Annotated in this window: 24 protein-coding genes, 1 pseudogene and 1 other annotated feature; of the genes and pseudogenes, 6 read left to right on the forward strand and 19 right to left on the reverse strand. The window is 34.2% G+C overall.

Translation table 11 applies throughout. From position 1 onward, the window contains the following. Positions 1-17 precede the first annotated feature (17 nt). From KPL75_RS00175 to KPL75_RS00190, 4 genes are all read right to left on the reverse strand, one after another. Positions 18-197 (reverse strand): hypothetical protein, encoded by a 180-nt coding sequence (locus tag KPL75_RS00175; protein ID WP_219918882.1) that lies wholly within the window; start codon positions 195-197, stop codon positions 18-20. A 72-nt stretch (positions 198-269) separates the two neighbouring features. Beyond that, a complete protein-coding gene (locus tag KPL75_RS00180) occupies positions 270-1,253 on the reverse strand; it encodes a sensor histidine kinase (RefSeq protein WP_219921045.1) in 984 nt (327 codons plus the stop codon). Next, a complete protein-coding gene (locus KPL75_RS00185; RefSeq protein WP_219918883.1) occupies positions 1,250-1,957 on the reverse strand; it encodes a response regulator transcription factor in 708 nt (235 codons plus the stop codon). Before KPL75_RS00185 ends, KPL75_RS00180 begins: the two co-directional genes overlap by 4 nt. A 124-nt stretch (positions 1,958-2,081) precedes the next feature. After that, positions 2,082-2,996: an acetamidase/formamidase family protein gene (locus KPL75_RS00190; protein WP_219918885.1), complete on the reverse strand. Its 915-nt coding sequence runs from the start codon at positions 2,994-2,996 to the stop codon at positions 2,082-2,084. 160 nt (positions 2,997-3,156) lie between these two features. Here KPL75_RS00190 and KPL75_RS00195 point away from each other — a divergent pair, with 160 nt between their 5' ends. Next, positions 3,157-3,585, forward strand: coding sequence for a cell wall hydrolase (locus KPL75_RS00195; protein ID WP_219918887.1), 429 nt, complete (start codon positions 3,157-3,159; stop codon positions 3,583-3,585). A gap of 61 nt (positions 3,586-3,646) precedes the next feature. Here the strand turns inward: KPL75_RS00195 and lysS are convergent, their stop codons facing one another. Further along, positions 3,647-5,200 (reverse strand): lysine--tRNA ligase, encoded by a 1,554-nt coding sequence (gene lysS, locus KPL75_RS00200; protein ID WP_219918889.1) that lies wholly within the window; start codon positions 5,198-5,200, stop codon positions 3,647-3,649. Between the two features lie 85 nt (positions 5,201-5,285). Beyond that, positions 5,286-5,542: a binding site (T-box leader), on the reverse strand. Between the two features lie 85 nt (positions 5,543-5,627). After that, a pseudogene (locus KPL75_RS00205) lies at positions 5,628-5,726 on the reverse strand (DUF2197 domain-containing protein); the annotation flags it as partial. A gap of 147 nt (positions 5,727-5,873) precedes the next feature. Between KPL75_RS00205 and KPL75_RS00210 the strand changes: the two are divergent. Next, on the forward strand, positions 5,874-6,779 hold the full coding sequence (locus tag KPL75_RS00210; RefSeq protein ID WP_219918891.1) for an SMP-30/gluconolactonase/LRE family protein: 906 nt from the start codon (positions 5,874-5,876) through the stop codon (positions 6,777-6,779). Continuing rightward, positions 6,776-7,480: a class I SAM-dependent methyltransferase gene (locus KPL75_RS00215; RefSeq protein ID WP_219918893.1), complete on the forward strand. Its 705-nt coding sequence runs from the start codon at positions 6,776-6,778 to the stop codon at positions 7,478-7,480. Before KPL75_RS00210 ends, KPL75_RS00215 begins: the two co-directional genes overlap by 4 nt. Before the next feature lie 60 nt (positions 7,481-7,540). Here KPL75_RS00215 and KPL75_RS00220 read toward each other — a convergent pair whose 3' ends face one another. Continuing rightward, positions 7,541-8,467: an NADP-dependent oxidoreductase gene (locus KPL75_RS00220; RefSeq protein WP_219918895.1), complete on the reverse strand. Its 927-nt coding sequence runs from the start codon at positions 8,465-8,467 to the stop codon at positions 7,541-7,543. A 235-nt stretch (positions 8,468-8,702) separates the two neighbouring features. On the opposite strand from KPL75_RS00220, the gene KPL75_RS00225 reads away from it, so the two are divergent. Continuing rightward, positions 8,703-9,557, forward strand: a complete 855-nt coding sequence (locus KPL75_RS00225) for a BCA family alpha/beta fold macrolide esterase (protein ID WP_219918897.1) — start codon at positions 8,703-8,705, stop codon at positions 9,555-9,557. 95 nt (positions 9,558-9,652) lie between these two features. Here the strand turns inward: KPL75_RS00225 and KPL75_RS00230 are convergent, their stop codons facing one another. Together KPL75_RS00230 and KPL75_RS00235 are read right to left on the reverse strand one after the other, a co-directional pair. Beyond that, complete coding sequence (locus KPL75_RS00230; protein ID WP_219918899.1) at positions 9,653-9,988, reverse strand: hypothetical protein; 336 nt, start codon at positions 9,986-9,988, stop codon at positions 9,653-9,655. Positions 9,989-9,999: 11 nt separating this feature from the next. Then, positions 10,000-11,169 carry a ParM/StbA family protein gene (locus tag KPL75_RS00235; RefSeq protein ID WP_219918901.1) on the reverse strand — a complete coding sequence of 390 codons (1,170 nt, stop codon included), beginning with the start codon at positions 11,167-11,169 and terminating at the stop codon, positions 10,000-10,002. Positions 11,170-11,378: 209 nt separating this feature from the next. Between KPL75_RS00235 and KPL75_RS00240 the strand changes: the two genes are divergently transcribed. Further along, positions 11,379-11,783: a hypothetical protein gene (locus tag KPL75_RS00240; protein ID WP_219918903.1), complete on the forward strand. Its 405-nt coding sequence runs from the start codon at positions 11,379-11,381 to the stop codon at positions 11,781-11,783. Between the two features lie 44 nt (positions 11,784-11,827). On the opposite strand, the gene KPL75_RS00245 is transcribed toward KPL75_RS00240, so the two are convergent. From KPL75_RS00245 to sleB, 6 genes are all read right to left on the reverse strand, one after another. Then, complete coding sequence (locus tag KPL75_RS00245) at positions 11,828-12,364, reverse strand: DUF1697 domain-containing protein (RefSeq protein ID WP_219918907.1); 537 nt, start codon at positions 12,362-12,364, stop codon at positions 11,828-11,830. A gap of 145 nt (positions 12,365-12,509) precedes the next feature. Then, complete coding sequence (locus tag KPL75_RS00250; RefSeq protein WP_219918909.1) at positions 12,510-13,007, reverse strand: GNAT family N-acetyltransferase; 498 nt, start codon at positions 13,005-13,007, stop codon at positions 12,510-12,512. Between the two features lie 26 nt (positions 13,008-13,033). Further along, positions 13,034-13,390 carry a hypothetical protein gene (locus KPL75_RS00255; protein ID WP_219918911.1) on the reverse strand — a complete coding sequence of 119 codons (357 nt, stop codon included), beginning with the start codon at positions 13,388-13,390 and terminating at the stop codon, positions 13,034-13,036. A gap of 104 nt (positions 13,391-13,494) precedes the next feature. After that, the gene (locus tag KPL75_RS00260) at positions 13,495-14,091 is read right to left on the reverse strand and encodes a YhcN/YlaJ family sporulation lipoprotein (protein WP_071746127.1); all 597 of its coding nucleotides are present in this window, start codon (positions 14,089-14,091) and stop codon (positions 13,495-13,497) included. 26 nt (positions 14,092-14,117) lie between these two features. Beyond that, positions 14,118-15,458 carry a germination protein YpeB gene (gene ypeB, locus KPL75_RS00265; RefSeq protein ID WP_219918913.1) on the reverse strand — a complete coding sequence of 447 codons (1,341 nt, stop codon included), beginning with the start codon at positions 15,456-15,458 and terminating at the stop codon, positions 14,118-14,120. A 15-nt stretch (positions 15,459-15,473) separates the two neighbouring features. Continuing rightward, positions 15,474-16,253 (reverse strand): spore cortex-lytic enzyme, encoded by a 780-nt coding sequence (gene sleB / locus KPL75_RS00270; RefSeq protein WP_219918915.1) that lies wholly within the window; start codon positions 16,251-16,253, stop codon positions 15,474-15,476. A 144-nt stretch (positions 16,254-16,397) separates the two neighbouring features. Between sleB and KPL75_RS00275 the strand changes: the two genes are divergently transcribed. Continuing rightward, positions 16,398-16,730, forward strand: coding sequence for a DUF3889 domain-containing protein (locus KPL75_RS00275; RefSeq protein ID WP_219918917.1), 333 nt, complete (start codon positions 16,398-16,400; stop codon positions 16,728-16,730). Between the two features lie 237 nt (positions 16,731-16,967). Here the strand turns inward: KPL75_RS00275 and KPL75_RS00280 are convergent, their stop codons facing one another. The 4 genes from KPL75_RS00280 to kynB form a co-directional block, all read right to left on the reverse strand. Continuing rightward, the gene (locus tag KPL75_RS00280) at positions 16,968-17,603 is read right to left on the reverse strand and encodes a Pr6Pr family membrane protein (protein ID WP_219918918.1); all 636 of its coding nucleotides are present in this window, start codon (positions 17,601-17,603) and stop codon (positions 16,968-16,970) included. Positions 17,604-17,623: 20 nt separating this feature from the next. Beyond that, positions 17,624-18,541, reverse strand: coding sequence for a serine hydrolase domain-containing protein (locus tag KPL75_RS00285; protein WP_219918919.1), 918 nt, complete (start codon positions 18,539-18,541; stop codon positions 17,624-17,626). A 126-nt stretch (positions 18,542-18,667) separates the two neighbouring features. Next, a complete protein-coding gene (kynA, locus tag KPL75_RS00290; protein WP_219918920.1) occupies positions 18,668-19,507 on the reverse strand; it encodes a tryptophan 2,3-dioxygenase in 840 nt (279 codons plus the stop codon). Between the two features lie 31 nt (positions 19,508-19,538). Beyond that, positions 19,539-20,168: an arylformamidase gene (kynB, locus tag KPL75_RS00295; RefSeq protein WP_219918921.1), complete on the reverse strand. Its 630-nt coding sequence runs from the start codon at positions 20,166-20,168 to the stop codon at positions 19,539-19,541.

Consider the following 20,168-nt stretch of genomic DNA (forward strand, 5'->3'; position numbering starts at 1 on the left):
TAAACTAACGCTTTTGTTCAAATTCCATTTAGCTTTTTCAAATTTATTGCTGACTCTCCCCAAAAACCTACGATGAATTCAACATTCATATTCTGCACTTGTCCCTCTGTATATTCGTAAAAGTCCATTGCTCCACGTTGCGCAAATCTTTCTGCATACTCATCTTCCTTTACAGGTACAGAAACTATAAAACTCATATGTTCGTTATATTTGTGGTACAAAACAAGGCTAAAAAGCTTATCTCCAAAGTTCCTTAGCCTAAATCACTTTTACACATTACAAAATTTAATTCGTACAACGGTACCTTTACCAACTTCTGAATGGATTTCCACACTATGTCCTAATTGTTTTGTAATTTCATATACAAGATATAGCCCCATTCCTGTTGATTCTTTAAAATCTCTACCGTTTTCTCCTGTAAAGAAAGGTTTAAATACTCTTGGTAAATCTTGCTTCGGTATCCCTACGCCACTATCAATAATTTCAAGTACGACTGTATTACCTTCCTTACATGCTTTCACTTTAATCTTTTCTCTACTACCTGATGAATATTTAATCGCATTTGATATAATTTGTCCAATTAAAAATTGTAACCATTTTGCATCACTTTCTACAGTAATACCCTTGTCAATTTCAAGCTCTGGATATACAAAATTCCGAATGAAAAAGCGTTTATGTTCATGCACGGAATCATTCACTATTTTATGTAGTTGTACTCTTTCTACATAAAAATCTTGTGTAAATGCTTCTAAACGCGCGACATACAAAGCCATCTCTAACCCCTTTTTCAACCTATCTGTTTCCTCATTAATACTTTCAAAACGTGAATCCACTTCATCCTGTGTAATTAATTCTATTACAGATAAAGGTGTTTTCATTTGATGAATCCACTGATTCATAAAGGTTAAATGATCATTATTTTTTCTCTCTTGTAACTGGAGCTGATTTTGATAATGGCGATATTGCACCTCGAGCAGATCTTGGAGAGCAGTAGACAAAACTGCAAAATCAGATTTTTGAACAGATTCATCCAAAGATTGCATCGGATTTGCTAAGCGTTCATAGAAAGAACGATGTGTAAAGTAACGAAAAACTAAATAACTTATCATAAAAAAAGCACCTAAAAACATTGCATATAATGCCGTTGTAATGTGGTTATGCCCATCAAACCAATATACGAGGAATATAGCTAGTAGTTGGATTGCAGTAAAACAAATGAGTGGTATATGATCACGTATAAACAGCTTTATCATTTTTCCATACCAGTATCCCAAGTAATATGCAACCTATATCCGACACTACGAATCGTTTCAATTGCTCCTTCAATTTGTAACGTTTTTAACTTTTTACGCACACGTGTGGTATTTACACTTAATGTATTGTCATCAACATAGGATTCACTATCCCATAATTTATTTAATAATACTTCTCTACTCACAACACGTGGATAATTTTTCATTAGCGTCTCTAATAAAATAGCTTCGTTTCTCGTTATATCAATCTCTTGACCCCTAAGTTTTAACACAAGTCTTTCTGGATATAAACAAAGACCTTGTTGCTCAACCATTCGTTCTTCTAGTTTCGGTGCATAGTCTCCGTAAGCACGTCTTAAATGACTACGAATTTTTGCCATTACAACTTCATAATGAAATGGCTTCGGAATAAAATCATCGCCACCATTTTCTAACGCCATAACTTGATCCATCGTACCTTCACGGGCCGAGATAAATAAAATTGGACATGTGGAAACCGCACGAATTTGACGACACCAATAGTAACCGTCAAAGCTTGGTAAATTAATATCTAATAAAACTAGCTCTGGTGGTTCTTCTAAAAATATGTCTAACACATTTTGAAAATCCGATATAATAATTCCTTGGTAACCGTATTTCGCAACATAAGTTGATAATAGCTCCGCAATTTTCATATCATCTTCTACAATCATAATTTTGACCATTATTGAACTCCTTTTAATTCACAATCTCAAATATACTTATACAAAATAAATACTACCTCTTTTTATTTAATCCGTAAATTAAAAAAGGATACTTTTATAAAACAGCATCCTTCTTCTATTTTTCTTATTTAATATTAAATTTACTCCAATTAAAACCCAGTTTCTCCACATAGTCCATTCTTAGTTCCATCCGCGTCGTTTTTAGTGGATCCACAACTTGACAAACTTTTAAATTACCCGCTGCTGATAATAAAAGAGTTGCATCAGCTTTAGCCATTTCTAATTCTTCATGTAAAAATGTCACCATATTATGTACAGCACGATTCGCTGCATCGTCTAACAATTTCTCTGAAGCAATCGTCATTATTTTTTCTTTTTGGATAACCATCGGTAGTGGCCATTGCTTTCCTTTTATAATTTGAACTGTTACAGTTACTTCCCCAGCGACTTCGACTCCACTTACACCAATTTCACCGTCACCCATCGCAGCATGTAAATCACCTAACGCTAATAGTGCCCCAGGTACATTGACTGGTAATAGTAATGTTGTTCCTTCTTTTATCTCTTTACAATCCATATTCCCGCCGTGATCATGCGGTGTACCACATGAAATACTCTCTTCTTTAGGGGCCGTGCCAATGACACCGATCATCGGATTAATTGGTATTTGTAGTTCACCCGAAAATATTACATGTTCATTTTGGATTGGAACAATTTTCACTGTATTTTCATTTAGCTCATTACCCATTACACCAAGGTTCGCACCTGTAGTTAAAACACCCTGCTCTGAAATCTTAATCTTTTCAATCATTACGACTAATATATCACCAGGTTCTGCTCCTTTAATATATACAGGGCCAGTCGCTGGATTAATTCGATTCCAATCTAGTTCTTGAAATAAGACATTTTCCGAATCAATTTGATTTTCAAAGCAGTCGTACGTCTCAAATACAATCCGACTCCCAGTGTCTACTTCTATACATGGCTCATTATTTGGTGACATTGCATAAATGATATGTCCTTTATGAATACGATGCATAATACCTCTCCTTTTTCGTTTTGATCTTATATATAATGATTAGCTTTTATCCCAATTAGCTCCTTTATAAAATTAGTAGTTATTTTCAAGAAAAAAAGCACTTAGCTCATTTTGAAACATACACTCTTTACTATAACAGGTAAAGAAAGGTGGTATCACTATGCCCCTTATTCCATACAACGAAAGTGATGTTGAATTACTAGCACGTTTAATGCGTGCTGAGGCTGAAGGTGAAGGTCGGCAAGGCGAACAACTTGTCGGATGTGTTGTAGTAAACCGCGTATTTTGCGATTGCTTAGATTTTAAACAGATCCGTACAGTACGCGATGCTGTATATCAAAGCCCTGGCGGATTCGAAGCGGTTCAATACGGATACTTTTATCAACGTGCCCGTGAATCAGAAAAAGAAATCGCAAGAAAAGTTTTACAAGGTGAATGGCGCTGGCCAGCAAGGTGGGCTCTTTGGTATTTCCGTCCAGTCGGGGCTTGCCCGCCCGAGTGGTATAAACAGCCGTTTGCAGGGCACTTTAAAAGCCATTGCTTTTACGAACCACGTGGTGATGAATGCCCGAAAATGTATTCACGATAGCAAAAATTAAGCAACGCAAGTACTTATTCTTTTGAGTACTTGCGTTATTTTTTAATGTACTTTAGAAATCTAATAATGTGACGAATTTTCTGGCGCCTACCACATGTATTAATAAAGGTATACGTGGACCACTTGATTGATTCATAATGAGCCTATATATAATGGTAAATAATTGTTTTTGATTTTCTTTCATTATTTTTTTATTTTCATGATGACAAATCGGATACAATTGTTCCATTAAGTTAGAATAATCTTTATTAGAACGAAGTATTTTACAAACTTCTACTAGCCATTTTTTCTGCCTTTCATCTAATGTGTTATAAAACTCCGTATTTTTCTCTTGATTTACCGCCATTAATTTTTCAGATTGAAAGTTTCTTATCCAATGCTCTGCACGATTACTTATCGCTACCATTTCAGGTAATCCATAGCTCCTATCTATTTTCTCTAATATATCTTGTAAAATAGATGAATCAAAATTTAATAACGGTAAAGTTCCTGCTACTTGATTAAATTTTGGATACTCTTTAAATCGGCTATCAAGTCTAGAAAGTTTAATTGCATCAAATAAATCTTCATTTTTGAGCGTTTTATTTTCATAACTGTCCGTCAGTCGTTCATACTCTGTATAATTTCGAATCACATCTTCATCAAGGCCGATATGAAAAGCTGCGCCCGGCTTATATTTTACAAACATAAAAAGAATTACTTCTGGTAAATACACTTTTAATAAGTCGCTAGGTGTAATACTATTCCCTAAAGAACTGGACATTTTTTCATGATGCCCTTTAATTCCAATGAAATCATATGCAATGTAATGAGGAGCTTCATAATTGAATATTTTCCTTGCAATTTCTTTTGATACATTATAACTACCCGTTTCCGATGAATGATCTCTTCCGCCCGGTTCGAAAATAACATCTTCTATCATCCATCTCATCGGCCAATCGATTTTCCAATTCAGTTTCATTTTATTTGTATTTAATACCGATAATTCATTTTGATTTCCACATTCACAGTCATACCGAACTGTTTTTAATGTTTCATCAAAATGTGTAATAGTTGTTGCATCTTTCTCGCACCTCTCACAATATAACGTAACTGGATAAAAGTTTTCTCTATCTTCTTCTCGGTATACTCCTGTTTTAAAATCCATTAAAATATCATATATTTCTTTCCTTTTATACAAAGCCTCTAATATGTTTCCGTTATACCTTCCGTTTCTATATTCAGCATGTTGATAAATGAATTCTACTTCAATTCCAAATGCTTGGAGCGATTTTTCAAACTCTTTTTCAAAATGCTCTGCATACGAGTCATGACATCCATACGGATCTGGAATATCAGAGTATGGCATACCAAGATACCTTGCAAAAGATGGATCAATATTTTGGGGAACTTTTCTAAACCTGTCATAATCATCCCATGAAAAGATAAAACGAGTCTTCTCCCCTAAATCTTGAAGTGCCTTTACAACGAAATAAGTCGTTACTATTTCACGGAAGTTTCCAATATGAACAGAACCAGATGGACTAATTCCAGATGCACAAACAAAAGTTTCTTTATTTGGATGTTTTCTAATTAATTCATGTGCTACTTCATACGCCCAATGCATATGCCACTCACCTCAATTGTATTTTTTATTTTCGCATTTTCAGTTTTTATAAAACAAAAAAACTCCCACCCCCAAGATTTTTCATCTTGAGGACGAGAGTTATTAGCTTCGCGGTACCACCTCAGTTTGTTAATACGTCACCATATTAACCTTTTCAGGTACGGCAAAATATGCTTATACCCTATCTCTATAACGGGAGAACCCGTCGCACCATCCCTAAATAAATTAGTTCCTTGCGCAGCTCCAAGTCTTTTTTCATTAAGATGTATACCGCTCTTTCTCAGCTACCAGAGCTCTCTGTACGTATTCTTTCTTAACTACTCTTCTCTTCAACGCCAAATTATATATTAGTTTTTTACATATGATAATTTATAACGTATATATTGTCAAATTTTTCTGAACCCATGTTAATCAAACATTTTTTTTACTATCTAAAAAAATGTTTGATTGCTTCTAATTGTATCTTGTGACTGCACTCATCACAACAATATTTCCCCTCCGGATTTCTCTTGAATTCCCTATATTTCCCTCCCCATGGCTATACGCTATTTTCGAATTACTTGATAAGGCCCTCTTTTCTTACACTGGAAATTTTAATTTCATTTCAGTGAAAGGTTTACCTCTCTTCTTATCGAACTTTATATATAGCTTTAATGAATAGAGGTGAAACATATTGCTCAGAAATATAGAATTAGTCGTTGATGCTAAGGCGAATTTAGGGGAAGGTCCTTGCTGGGATGAGAAGAAACAATTATTATACTGGGTTGATATTATCGAGAAAAAATTATGGCTTTATAATCCTGTTAAAAAAACAAACCGAGCGATCACTCTCGACCAACAAATCGGTTGTGTTGTTCCATATACGAACGATGAAGTTTTAGTAGCAATGGAACAAGGCTTTTATTCTCTTAATCTTGACACAAAAATACTTTCACATATTTATGACCCTGAACCAGATTTATTAGAAAACCGCTTTAATGATGGAAAATGCGATCCAGCTGGCCGCTTTTGGGCGGGCACTACAGACTTATACGGTATTAATGCTGCCGGTTCCTTGTATTGTTTAAACAATAACTTCATCAACGTTGATAAAAAAGTTGCACATGTAAATACGTCAAATGGTATAGCTTGGTCCCCTGATCATACATTTCTTTATTTCATTGATACACCTACTAAGAAAGTTGTTCGTTTTGATTATGACATACATACTGGAGAAATTCGTAATCCCTGTGATGTTATCATTTTCCCTGAAAATGATTGTCTACCCGATGGTATGACAATTGATGAAGAAGGCTGTTTATGGATTGCTCATTGGGGAGGTTCGAAGGTTACTAAATGGAATCCCTTGACTGGAGAACGAATTTTAAGTATTCCGATTCCTGCGTTATATGTAACGTCGTGTACATTTGGAGGGCCAAATTTAACCGATTTATATATAACAACAGCCAGAACAAGAATGACGGATGAGGAATTAAAACAGTACCCACATGCTGGTGGTATATTTCGAATTCAAACGAACGTTAAAGGTTGTCCAACATATTCATTTCGCTATGAAAATATAGGAGCTGAAACACAATGAACCGAATTAAATACATAAGAGAAGAAGAGAAAAAGTATCACGACCTTTGCTATGATCAATATAAATTATTCGAAGCGGGGTCTTGGCTTTATAAGCCTGTCAAAACAGTTATGGATATGATGGTTTTTTTTGAAGGACAGAACAATTTACAAGTACTGGATCTCGGTTGTGGTGTAGGCAGAAACAGTATTCCGATTGCACAAAAAATAATGAATAGTGGCGGTACTGTTACTTGTGTTGATCTACTTGATTCAGCTTTAACGAAGTTACAAATTTACAGCAAAGAACATGGTGTATTTGAATACATAAAAGCGGAACAATCAGCAATTGAAGACTACTATATTCCCTTTAATACTTATAACTACATCGTTGCAGTATCAAGTTTAGAACATGTGAAATCAGAAGAAGACTTTAAGAAAGTGCTTCACTCTATGAAATATGGGACAAAGAGTGGCGGTATCAACTGTTTAATAGTCAACTCTAGCATTCAAGAAATTGACTTGGAAACGAATCAAGAATTAGATGCTTTAATTGAAAATAACCTTTCTAAAGAAGAAATGATACGTACACTAAAAAGTGTTTATACTGAATGGCAAGAAATAAAAGTTGAAATAAAAAATTTAGCCTATAATATTGTACGCAATGGAAAACACATTAATTTAAAAACTAATGCGATTACTTATGTCGCTCAAAAATTGTAGTATATAGAGTGGTGACAATTTTCATTTTTTATAGCCACCACTCTTATCTTTATGTAAATATCATTCCATTGTAATTACAATTTTCCCTCTAGTATGCTGACTTTCACTCAAAATATGAGCTTCTCTAACTCCTTTTTCATTAAATGGTACAACCTTACTAATGATTGGTTTGATTTTTTCAGCTTGGATCAAACTAGTTAATTCGTCTAATTGCTTTCCGTTTGGTTTTAACCATAAAAACCCTGATTTTATGCCCTTTACTTCATGAAGTGGTTCATGAACGATAGAGATTAGAACGCCACCAGATTTAATAACTTGAAAACTTTTTTCTTGTACTTCTCCACCAATTGTATCTAATACAATATCGAAATCTGGTAGTAACTCTTCAAATTTATCTTTTTTATAGTCAATTACGAGATCAACCCCTAAGGACTTTAAAAACCCTTCATTTTTACTACTTGCAGTTGTTGCGACAAAAGCTCCAAATGATTTCGCAATTTGAATTGCAATACTTCCTACTCCACCAGCACCAGCATGAATGAATACTCGGTCATTTTCTTTGATTTGCGCATAATCCACTAGACTTTGCCAAGCTGTAAGTCCTGCAAGGGGTATAGATGCTGCTTCTTCAAAACTAAGATTATTTGGCATGTGAGCTACTAAATCTGATTTTACTGTAATGTACTCAGCATAAGAGCCTTTTCCTATATTTTCAGGTTTCGTAAATACTTTATCCTCTATTTTGAAAGAATCCACATCTTCTCCAATTTCTTCAATTACGCCAGCGACATCTAAGCCTAAAGTGATCGGAAATGAAAATCGTAACTTTTCTTGTAAGTCTCCTTTTCTAATTTTCCAATCAACAGGATTTACAGAAGTTGCATGAATACGTATTAATACCTCATTACACTTAACAACCGGTTTTGGAACTTGCCTTTCTTGTAATTCTTCAATACTGCCATATTGATCAATAACAATTGCTTTCATTTCCTCTCCTCCTTGTTGTTTATTTTAATCACTTACAATTATTTTTCAAAATATTTTGTTTTGGTTGAAAATAAATATATTTGGAAGTGCTATGTATGTTACTCTACTAACTAAGAGTCCAGAGTACAAGAAACATTTACCTTACTTTCATACAATCTAATTTTCAGTTAAGAAAAACGCAAAGTTATACCTTCTTTATTTGGTAATGAACTTTAATTGGAACGGAGAGTGTTCTATGAGTGAGCAAGTATTCAAGGTAAACAGTATTGATATATGTACAGAAAGCTTTGGTAACCCTAATAACCCAGCAATTTTATTAATTATGGGGGCTACATGCTCAATGGTTTATTGGGATGAAGAATTTTGTGAAGGGTTGGCTAGCACAGGAAGGTTTGTCATTCGCTTTGATAACCGTGATGTTGGGCGCTCTGTTACATATGAGCCTGGGACTTCCAATTACACTGTAGCAGACCTCGCTGAAGATGCAATCGGGGTACTCGATGCGTATCATATTGACAGGGCACACCTTTTTGGCATGTCATTAGGAGGTATGATTGCTCAAATTGCTGCAGTAAAACACCCAGAAAGAATTTTGTCCTTAACATTACTAGCAACAAGCGTTATTGGATCTGATAACAATACTCGTGATTTGCCTCCAATGGATGAAAGAATTTTGACACATCATGCTAATGGTGCGAATTTAGATTGGACTAATAAAGATGTTATAGCGAAATATTTAGTTACAGGATCACGTCTACTCTGTGGATCAAAGCGTATATTTGATGAAGCAAGAACTTTGAAACAAGTAAAGCAAGAAATAGAACGTGCTAACAATTTATTAAGCATGTTTAACCATGCCCTCCTTACAGGTGATGATTCTTATGAAGGTATACTTAAGTCATTACTAGTACCTACTTTAGTAATTCATGGTACGGACGATACGGCTCTTCCACTTGAACATGGACTCGCACTTATTGATGAAATTCCGAACGCAAAACTAATAACGCTTGAAGGTTCAGGACATGAGAATCATCCCGATGACTGGGCCGAAATTATTAAAACAGTTTCAAAACATACATCTAAAATATAAGATAAAAACAACTAATAGAAATAGTGATACAATTACAAAAGCCCATCACTGCATTTGTATGTATAGTGATGGGCTCTACCTATGATTTTCTATGTTCAAAAGAATGGGCAATCTAATTGATCAACAGATTCCCACGACTTTTTTTTTACATTTTCAGTGGATTTAATATTTTCTAGTGGTACTTTTTTAAATGGATTCACTTCAACTTTTAGTAGAGATGACTGTTCTACATATAAAGAAAAAACATGACTACTTGGCAAGGCTTTCGATACATCAACATCTCCTACTTGTTTAAATAATTGCTGCGCTGCAAAGAAAAAGAAATTAGTTGGATTAGTTTGTTTATTAAGCCATGCAATCATTTCAGGTGATACCGATTTATTAATATTTATTTTCACTCGATCACCACGTTTAAATCGCCTAGATCGCATAATTCCACCAACTAACTTATCGTTAAGTTTGTGAACCCTAACTCTTTTTGCTTATGCTCTCTATATTTTGGCGAACATGTATATACTAAAAGACCACGAGCATTGGTGAATAACGGGTTATCTACAAAAATCACATTTTTCAAGCGTCCTTTTTGTTTCAAAATCATTTTTAAGCTATTTTTAATAATAACTGCGCCCCCACCATAAATAAATACGTATGGATCGTCTTTCATATCATCAATTTTGTTAATAATATCCGTTGCGACACGTGCTGCTAAACCTAAAAACGCTGGTTGCGATTCCTCAACTAACAATGCATTCCTTGGGTGCTTTTCATTTAAATAAATTTGGTTGAATTCTGTAATACTATCAATTGTTTTCGTAGGATATTTCCGATTCCACCTCGTAATAATTTGTAATAACGTTTCTTTTACACCGTACGATAATCCTTTACTTAATTGCGGACGGAAATTTACCCCTAATGAAACAACTTCTTCCGTTGTCCCCGCGCCAATATCAAAAGACAATAAAGTTTTATCTACAAAATCAATTTCTGAAACCTGATTTTGTTCACATTCTATTTTATGTTTCACAACATTTCCTTCCTCATCATATACAATCCCCCACGTCCCAGAAGCGCCTTCAGGTAGACATTTACAAAACTCAATAGAAACATTAATCGTAACATCGCGCCCATTCGGATAATGAAAAATGACTTTGTGATTACCCATGTACCGTTTCGCATTTTCCGCAGCAATTTCTTGTGTAATTAGTTGCATTGGTAGAGCAACAGATAAATCATAACGAATATTAATATGACTTGAAGTTGGACTTTGACGCATAGCACTTATCGCTAAACCTGAAAGGATTGTAATAACCATTAACTCATCAGTAGATTTATTTGATTTCTTCTCCACTTCAGTACCTTTTAATTGATCTTGAATCACTTTTTCTCCAACGATGTATCGTACATTATTTAACATTAGCGATGGAGAACTAATGGTCACATCAATGTGATTCTCTAATTCTGATGATGACACATCACCCTCATCTAACAATCCTGTAGGCTCTCCTATATATAAAGAATAAATACTCGGAATAAAAATAGGGTCTTGCCCTTTCACCATTAACTTCAAACCATTATTTCCTGCATCTGCACCAGCTTTTAAAAGTATAGACATAACTACCCCCTAAATTAATCTGACATCCCTTCCAAATATATGCGAGCCTATTCTTTTACATTCAAATGTAATGTAATTTTTTATTTATCTTTAAAACAAAATACTATATCCCTTCACCTTTCGTGTAAAAAGTATTTGACATGAAACTTTTCCAATTTTATACTATAATTGTAAAGAGTTTTTTACAATCATGGAGGTGCAATCATATATTGAATACTAAAAAAACTATTTTTATAATCATTGTTTTAACGTTAATTGCAATACTTGTACATGGCACATACAAATACATAACTGAAGGTTCAATTTTGGGCGGGACGATTTTCGCTGGTTCTTTAATACTTGGTAATTTAATTAATCATATTACATGGGGAGATCCCCACGGTATGTCAAAAGAAAGCCAAGATGAAATGGGACAGCAAATTACATATAAAAGCTTTAAAATCGCGTATTTTATGCTTGTAATTGTAATGTTCCTTATATTACTCTTCTCGGAAGGATTTTCTATGGGTCCCAATTTAGATGGAGTTAAAAACCTACCTCTGTTTATCGCACTTTGCTCTTCATTCTTTATTTATCCTATCGTTGAACTCATTGTTGCGAAACAATATAAATAAAAAGATGAGGTTTTCTATATACAGAAAACCTCATCTTTTTATATTTACATATCCTCTACAATCGCTTTTAATTTATTTACAGTCCGCCAATTCCTTATTGTAGCTGGTGTATGCAACTTCTGAAACTGGTTCATTAATTTAGAATTCCGAATGCTATTTTTGAAAAACAAATATACAACCTTTTGATCTATATAGCAATCTTCAAGTTCACTTTTGTACATAAGTAACTGCTTACTCTCTTCTTCAGAAAGTGGATTAGCTAAAAAGGCAACGTGTATACTTTCCCCTTCTAACAAAGCATCAGCCTTATAAGGGGAATGTTTTATAGTATTTATAAATTCATCATTTGTTCTTAACATGACTGGAACATCGAAATCAAATTCGTTTTTAATTTCAGTTTCAATTCGTCCCTTTAGAAAGTTTATATCTTCCTCAGATTCAAACATGATATTACCGCTTTGAATATATGTTTTCACTTGTTTTAATCCTATTGATTCAAACACTCGTTTCAAATCAGCCATTTTGATTACTTTATGTCCGCCTACATTGATTCCCCTTAGTAACGCAATATAAATTGTCATATAATTACCCCTCACATATTCATTAACTAACTATATTTGTTTACACCTTTGTCTTTCTTGGATACTTGCTTTCGTTTTTACTAACATATCATACAATGAAAAAAAACTTACTACATGAATGTTCAAGAGTAAGTTTTCTATATCATCATTTCATTATAGGTAAATGCATTATTATTTGTTGGCCAATTGGTCCCATTCTTCTAAATCCTTTATCTTGGAAGCCGACTTTTTTATATAAATTTTGTGCAGGAATATTTTTTTCATTCACAGCAAGTACAACTTCATTTTTTATTGGGAAATAACGTTTTACAAACTCTTGTAATAGTGCCAATGACTTTTTAGCATACCCTTTTCTTTGTCTATTGTGATTTACAGAAAAGGATGTTAAAAGTAAAGCATTTTCATTATCTGTGAACGCCTGTACTCTATCTCCCGTTTGCAATGCGAAAAGACCTACAGGTACCCCGTTGTAATCTAAAATAACAATCACATTTTTTGTGCGATCACTTTTTGCTTTCTCCAGTAGTTCACTTGGATCTGATGTATATTGAACTTGTTCACTTGGTAAAGTAAATGATTGTATACTTTCTTTATACGTCTCCTTATACGGAACTAATTGAATTTCCCCAGTATGTATGTTCATGCTAAACTCTCCCATTTTCCAACTAATTAACTTAAACCTTGCTGAGCTTTAGAATGCACTTTCCCATCTAAAAATGTAATTTCAACAAATGATTTTGGATCACTGCCTTTCCAAGCAAAAATTTGTTTAATTCGTGTAGAATGTTCTTCCCCTTCTTCTATGAGTAAATCCCCTTCAAAACCGATTAAATCTTTCACTTCTAAATATGTCATTCCTTCATTAATATTTGAGAAATGATTTACATTAATGGATTTTTGATTTTTATTTTCCGTTATAGTAGAAGATGTAGCGGTTTTCTTTTTCACTTCTTTCTTCTGATCACACGCTGTCATACTAAAACCTATGCATAAACTACACAATATGAGTGTGCTTTTTTTTATCATAACGGTTGTCCCTCCTTTCATTATTAAACCATATTTTCCCTTAAAAATAAACTGAATATTTAATTTTAAAAGGAAACCCCGTACGATTTAGCACGGGGTTTCCACTATTTTTTCAAATGGTTATTTGACTGATCTTCTTGTTCTTTTCGTAGTTCTTGTTCTTCATCTTTTGGTAATTGTTTATCATTATCTTTAATTGGATTCGTTTCTCTATTTTCAATCATATCATTTGGAACTTGCGGCATTACACGGCCAACAATTGCTGCTAATTCATCCAGTATACCTTCACCCGTTTTACCATTCTTAATTTGCTTGCCTATTTGTTTTAATCTTTCATACGTATCAACATCTGCTACAACGACTGCATTAGCACCGTTTGGGTCATTCTTTAAACTTTCTGCAACAGAATACTTAATTGACTCAACGCGAGTTCTATCAAGTTTCGCTTTTACATCAATACCTACAACAGCATATTTCCCAACTACTACTGCTGTCGCATCATTTACACCAGGTATACTTGCAGCTAAAGATGCCAGATGATCAGCTGCTTTTTCATTTGGCTTATTTGATTTATTTGTATACGTAACATTTTTCATCGAGACATTTTTTTGTTCTGGCTTTTCATTAGGATTGTCTTTTTTTCCAATGCTACATCCAGTAATAACGAAACAAAGCATTAACATATATATAATGATTTTCATTATTTTCACCACTTTATCATTGATGTTTAATCATAAATTTTTTCAACAGCTTGCATCTTCTTCACTTTTTCTTCTGCTCCACTATTTGCGTTAATGAAAATTTGGTACGTATCTTTTCCTAAAGTACCAACAAACTCATAGCAAAGTACTTCATTATGCAAGTCATTTACTACTACAGCTTTACGTTCTTCCATAACTTTTACATCGGGATTAATTTTCTTTCTCGCCTCAGCAGCAGTTAGCTTCGCACTCGGAATTGTTCGTTTTTGATGCGATGCTAAATATTCCTTTGCCGAAAAACCAACAATCGATCCATCATCTAAAGCAATTTTCATTTGAATTGCTTCTGGATAAATACGCACTCCATTTTCATTTACAACGTACGTAAACACACCAATATTATCATATTGAGAACTATCAAATAGCTCCATATTTGTAAACTTGTGATCCTTTAAAAACGTTAATCCTTTACTTCCTGCATCATTTAAACTAATTTTTTGCTCTTTAATTTCTCGGTTATTCATTACCCAAATTGGATATCCACCTTTTCCGGTAATATCCATATAATACTCATTGTTCGTTGCTGGGTCTTTAATTTTCACACTGTAGAAAGATTCTTTTGCACCTTTTCCACTTTTCTCAACATCTACTTTTTCATTTCCTTTTAAATTTAAAAATGATTTTGCGATTTTTGCAGCCTCATCTTTAGAAATCGCTTTACCCTCTGCTTCAAATCCGCCCTTTTTATTTTTTTGTGCGCTTGTAAAAGTAGGTCCGAAATTAGTAGACGAGTACGACGTTACATTCTTTTCAACTGTTTTTAATCCATCAATAATTGTGTTATCTGCTGGATCTCGATTTGACGCAAGAGCCATTTCTACATCCATCCAGCGAAGATTATTTTTCAATACAAGATGCTGCACTTTTCTCAGTTCATCTTGTATATTTCCTGCATTTGAATATAAACCTTGCAACGTTTTATATTCTTGATCATTTAACGGTTCTTTTTCTAAATCACGAACCGCTGCACGATAACTAAAATCACCAATATTCGCAAGGAACTCTTCCGTTTTATTAAATGGCATTAATGTTAAAGGTAATTGTCCTACATCAGAACGGGCCTCTGAGGTTAAACGCCATACATCTACTAAAGCTGGCGATAATGAGGAACGTGAATTCATCGCCAGTGCTGTTCCAATTTTATCGTGTAATAAATCGACTTCATAAGCTAAATCATGAAACGCACGCTGATAACTATTTTCCGCTCGAATCAATACTGCATTTTTTTCTTGATGCTCTTTATAGCCCCAATACCCTGTTCCGACTACACCTACTGTTAACAATACAATGATAATACCTCGTAACATGTTTCCACCTCCGCTCTATTTACAGAAAATATGTTTACCAATTTTTTTAATTTGTGGACGAGTCCAAATCCATTTACTGGTCGCAGTATCCGGATTGAAATAATATAATGCATTCCCAGTTGGGTCCCATCCATTGATTGCATCTAATACAGCTTTTTTCGCCGTTTCATTTGGCGTTAAATATATTTGTCCATCTGCTACTGCTGTAAATGCTCTCGGTTCAAATATTACACCTGAAACGGTATTTGGAAATGATGCACTTGTGACACGGTTTAAAATAACCGCAGCTACTGCAACTTGTCCTAAATACGGCTCACCACGGGATTCTCCGTATACAGCGTTTGCCATTAGCTGAATATCATTTTGAGAATAACCGTTTGGAACATTTGTCCCTTTGCTTTGTGGTGGTTTATTTTCTTGCGTACCTCCACCGCTATTCCCTTTATTAGTTGTGGTACCTTTATTAGCGGTCGACTTATCATACTTCGTCGCTTTTACAAGCATTTGCTTCGTTTTAGCACCCGCTAAACCATCAACTGGCAATCCAAATTTTTGCTGAAAGTTTCGAAGTGCCCAATATGTACCCCATCCGAAAACACCATCAACTTTCCCTGTATAAAACCCGTTATATTTCAAACGAGTTTGCAGTTCAATGACATCTTCTCCAGAAGCTCCCCTTTGGATTACTTGATTAGAAAAGGCTTCTACATTCTTGGTTTGTATACTACTTACCATTAAAGATAAGCCAATAAAGGTAAGTAAAACCGCTATCTTCAAAAAACCTTTTTGAAGCATATATTTCCCTCCTTAATTACAGTTATGAATTCATGGTTATGTTTTGTAAATGTGAAGCTTTTATGTAAAGAAGACAAAAAAATCCAAACTTATATGCTTGAAGATATATGCACACAATATAAAAAAGAGTAAAAGGAGCGTATTATGAAGTATTTCTTCACACGTATAGCATTCGCGATTTTTTTACTAACAGCATGTTCAAATATATATACTGGTCCATCTATAGTTCACGCACAGCCGCCCTATGCAAAATGGGGTAAACTAGCCGTTGAAAAAACGAAAGAACAATATCCGAAAGCAGAGATTATTGATTATCTTCATATAGGTAGAAAATCCAAAACTGTTCAAATAACAGTTGAAAAATTTAAATTATGGCTTCGTGAAAATGGAAAAGAATATGGTGTTTTTGTAGATGTAGAATTTGAAACGAAGACGGATAAATTTATAAAGATGTCTTTTCAGAAGACAAGTCGGTAAAGTGAAACTTTAATCAATTTGGATCCGAGTCTACACAAATCGAATTTTCACAAGTTAAATTAAAGAAACCTCCGTCTTTACTTACAGACAGAGGTTTCTTTATATACACATTCAAGATATGCTGGTTTTTGGTATCAAATTTTAAATTTCAATCTTATCCACTGGCAATCTCTCCCTTACTTATTGTTTATTATTTCGCCCTTGATATTACAAACCCTTTCAAAAAGAAATCCCCCTTTAATAAGGAGGATTTCTTTTCAACTTTAAAGATTGATTTCCTAGCATTTTTACTAAGACACAAATAGCCCCAATAACAACGGCTATCCCTATACTATATAAAAATACTCTACCATATCCACCTATTCTCGGATCTAAAAATGGATATGGGTACCAATTCACAAATGGACCACGTATTAAGCTATATACAACATATAAAAGCGGGAAAGCAAGCCAACTCGTAGCCTGTTTCCATGTAATGGTCTTCATAGGTGGATTTATAACCCAATCTAAAATCATAGCTAATGGCATGATGTAATGAAGTACAGTATTTACCCACGGTATCGGTGTTTGAAGTGACTCTTCTAATCCCCTTAATAATAAAAAATAAATAAGTCCTGTTGTCAGAATATATACTGTAGCTGCACCGCGAAGAACTCCAAACTGCTCTGAATGTCCGAATGTGGCTGTCCCAAAACTACTTAATAGTAGAATTACCGCCACTAAAATGTTGCTTTCAATTGTGAAGAAACTAAAAAAATTAACTGGATTGAATGGTTTCACTTGTGCTCTTGTAACAAATTGAGTAATAAGTGCACTAAATGCTAAAAGACTTAAAAGCAATCTATATATCGCTATCATTTTTGAACTGCTCATAACACATATCCCCCCTCTTTTTATTTATGATTGAAATTCTCTTTTATATGCTCAATAAATAACTTTAATGGTACGAGTCCACGTTTCGGCATGTGACTACTAATAGCCGCTACGAGTTCTAACTGCGGAATGATAATAATGTATTGCCCTCCGTATCCCATAGCAAAATACATACAATGCGGTATGTGAAATCTTTCGTCATTTAATACCCACCAGTGATACCCATATGCCCCGACATGGTCATATGTTTCAAATAGAGCCTCACTTGATTCTGTTAACCATTTCGATGATACAATTTCATTTCCCTTCCAATATCCATTCTGCAAACATAATTTCCCAAGCTTTAATAAATCTATAGATTTCATTTTCATACCGAATCCGCCGACATATGTACCTTGCGGGTCTTGTTGCCACTCATATTCCGTAATGTCTAACGGCTCAAATAAATATTTTTTGGCAAACCGCTCTGTCGACATACCAGTTGCTTCTTGGATAATATAACTAAGTAAATGTGAAGAGCCTGAATTATAATTCATTTTCGTACCCATATCTTCAATGAGCGGCTTTTCTAAAATATATTGCACCCAGTTTTTTGATTCTACAAAGTCATTTGGGAAAACGACCCCATTCCCAAACTCTTTCCAATCTTCTCCCGTTGTCATCGTTAATAAATGATAAAGCGTTAAATCTCTTTTTTCCTCTGGTACATTTGAAATCCACGTTGTGATTGAATTATGTATATCATTTATATAGCCTTTATCAATCGCAATACCAATTAATATAGATACGATACTTTTTGTAATCGAATTAATTTTATATAATTCATTTTTACAGTCACTCGTTTTAAAATACTCAGTCGTTAATTCTCCCTTTTGGTAAACAAGAAATGTATTAACTTTTTTCTTTTCAAATTTATTTTGTAATTGCTCAAAATTCAAGAAATCTTCCTCCATTTAAATAATTATGTAATATTTATTGTTCATCTCGTTCTTTCTATTAAATCATATTTGTTTTTAAAATAAAAAAATAAACTTGCCAGCCTCAATTAGCTGACAAGTTTATTTTTATAATTTCGTTCGAACATTCCAAAGCTCTGGGAAGAAACGTTGATTAAGCACTCGCTTTAAATAAGATACGCCAGAAGAGCCACCTGTTCCCATTTTATGACCAATAATTCGTTCTACTGTTTTCATATGACGGAAACGCCATTGTTGTAGCCAGTCTTCAATATCAATTAATTTCTCTGCAAGTTGATATAAATCCCAATATTTCTTAACGTCCGCATATACTTCTATCCAAGCAGCTTCTACAGTTGCATCCTCTTCGTATGGCTGTGTAATATCACGATTTAACACGTCGTTATGAATTGGGAAACCTTCTTTAACAAGCGCTTGTATCGCAACGTCATACAAACTTGGCGAATGAAGCGCTTTATGAAGACGACCATGTAATTCTGGATCTTTTTCATAAATCTTTAATGCATGCGGTGTTTTATAACCAAGTGCATACTCAATCATTCGATATTGATACGATTGAAACCCTGACGCCTGACCAAGTGAATCACGAAACTCAATATATTCTGATGGTGTTAATGTCGCAAGAATATCCCAAGATTGAATAATTTGCGACTGGATTTTTGATACGCGTGCTAACATTTTAAATGCTGGTGCTAATTTATCATTTTTAATAGATTCAATTGCTGCATTAAGTTCATGTAAAATGAGTTTCATCCAAAGCTCACTTGCTTGGTGAATAATGATAAATAACATTTCATCATGATGATCTGATAATCTCTTTTGACTAGATAATAAGCTATCTAATTGTAAATACTCTCCATACGTCATATTTTCCTTAAAGTCCGTGTGAATCCCTTTTTCCATAATTACTTTTTCGTTTTCTTTCATATTAGTCAAACGCCCCTTTTAACATGTCTATTTATATTCGTCTAATAACAGCGCGAACTGGACTTCCATCTGCATCTGTTAATGCAAGTGGTAATGCAATTAGTTCGTAATCGCCGTCTGCTACGTGCTCTAGTACGACATTTTCTAAAATGTGAATTCCATGTTTAAATAATTGATGATGTGCTGCTAATTCTTTATCATCTAACGGATCTACTGAAGGTACATCCACCCCAATTAAACGAATACCCTTATCTGAAAGAAACGGTGCAATATCAGCACGTAAATACGGGATTTTTTCTGGGAATTCTTGCGCTTTACCATGTGAAGATGTACGTAATAATAATCGCTCTACACCTTCTAAGTTAAAACGTTCTAATTCCTTTTTACCGATACTCTCCAGCCCTGAAACATCGATAACTCGTGCTGCGCCTACGTATACTTGTATATCTAAATCTAACACCTTCTTGCCGTCATTATCGAAATGAAAAGGTGCATCAATATGAGTACCTGTATGGATACTCATCGTTAACTTTCCGACATTGACTGAACCACTGTCTTCTTTTGACCATGAAACTTCATACGAGAATGGCGTATCCCCTGGCCATGTCGCGATATCATTATTTAGCGGTTGTGAAATATCAATCCACTGCGATGTTTTCAT

This window comes from Bacillus sp. NP247, from assembly GCF_018966865.1.
GTDB lineage: Bacteria > Bacillota > Bacilli > Bacillales > Bacillaceae_G > Bacillus_A.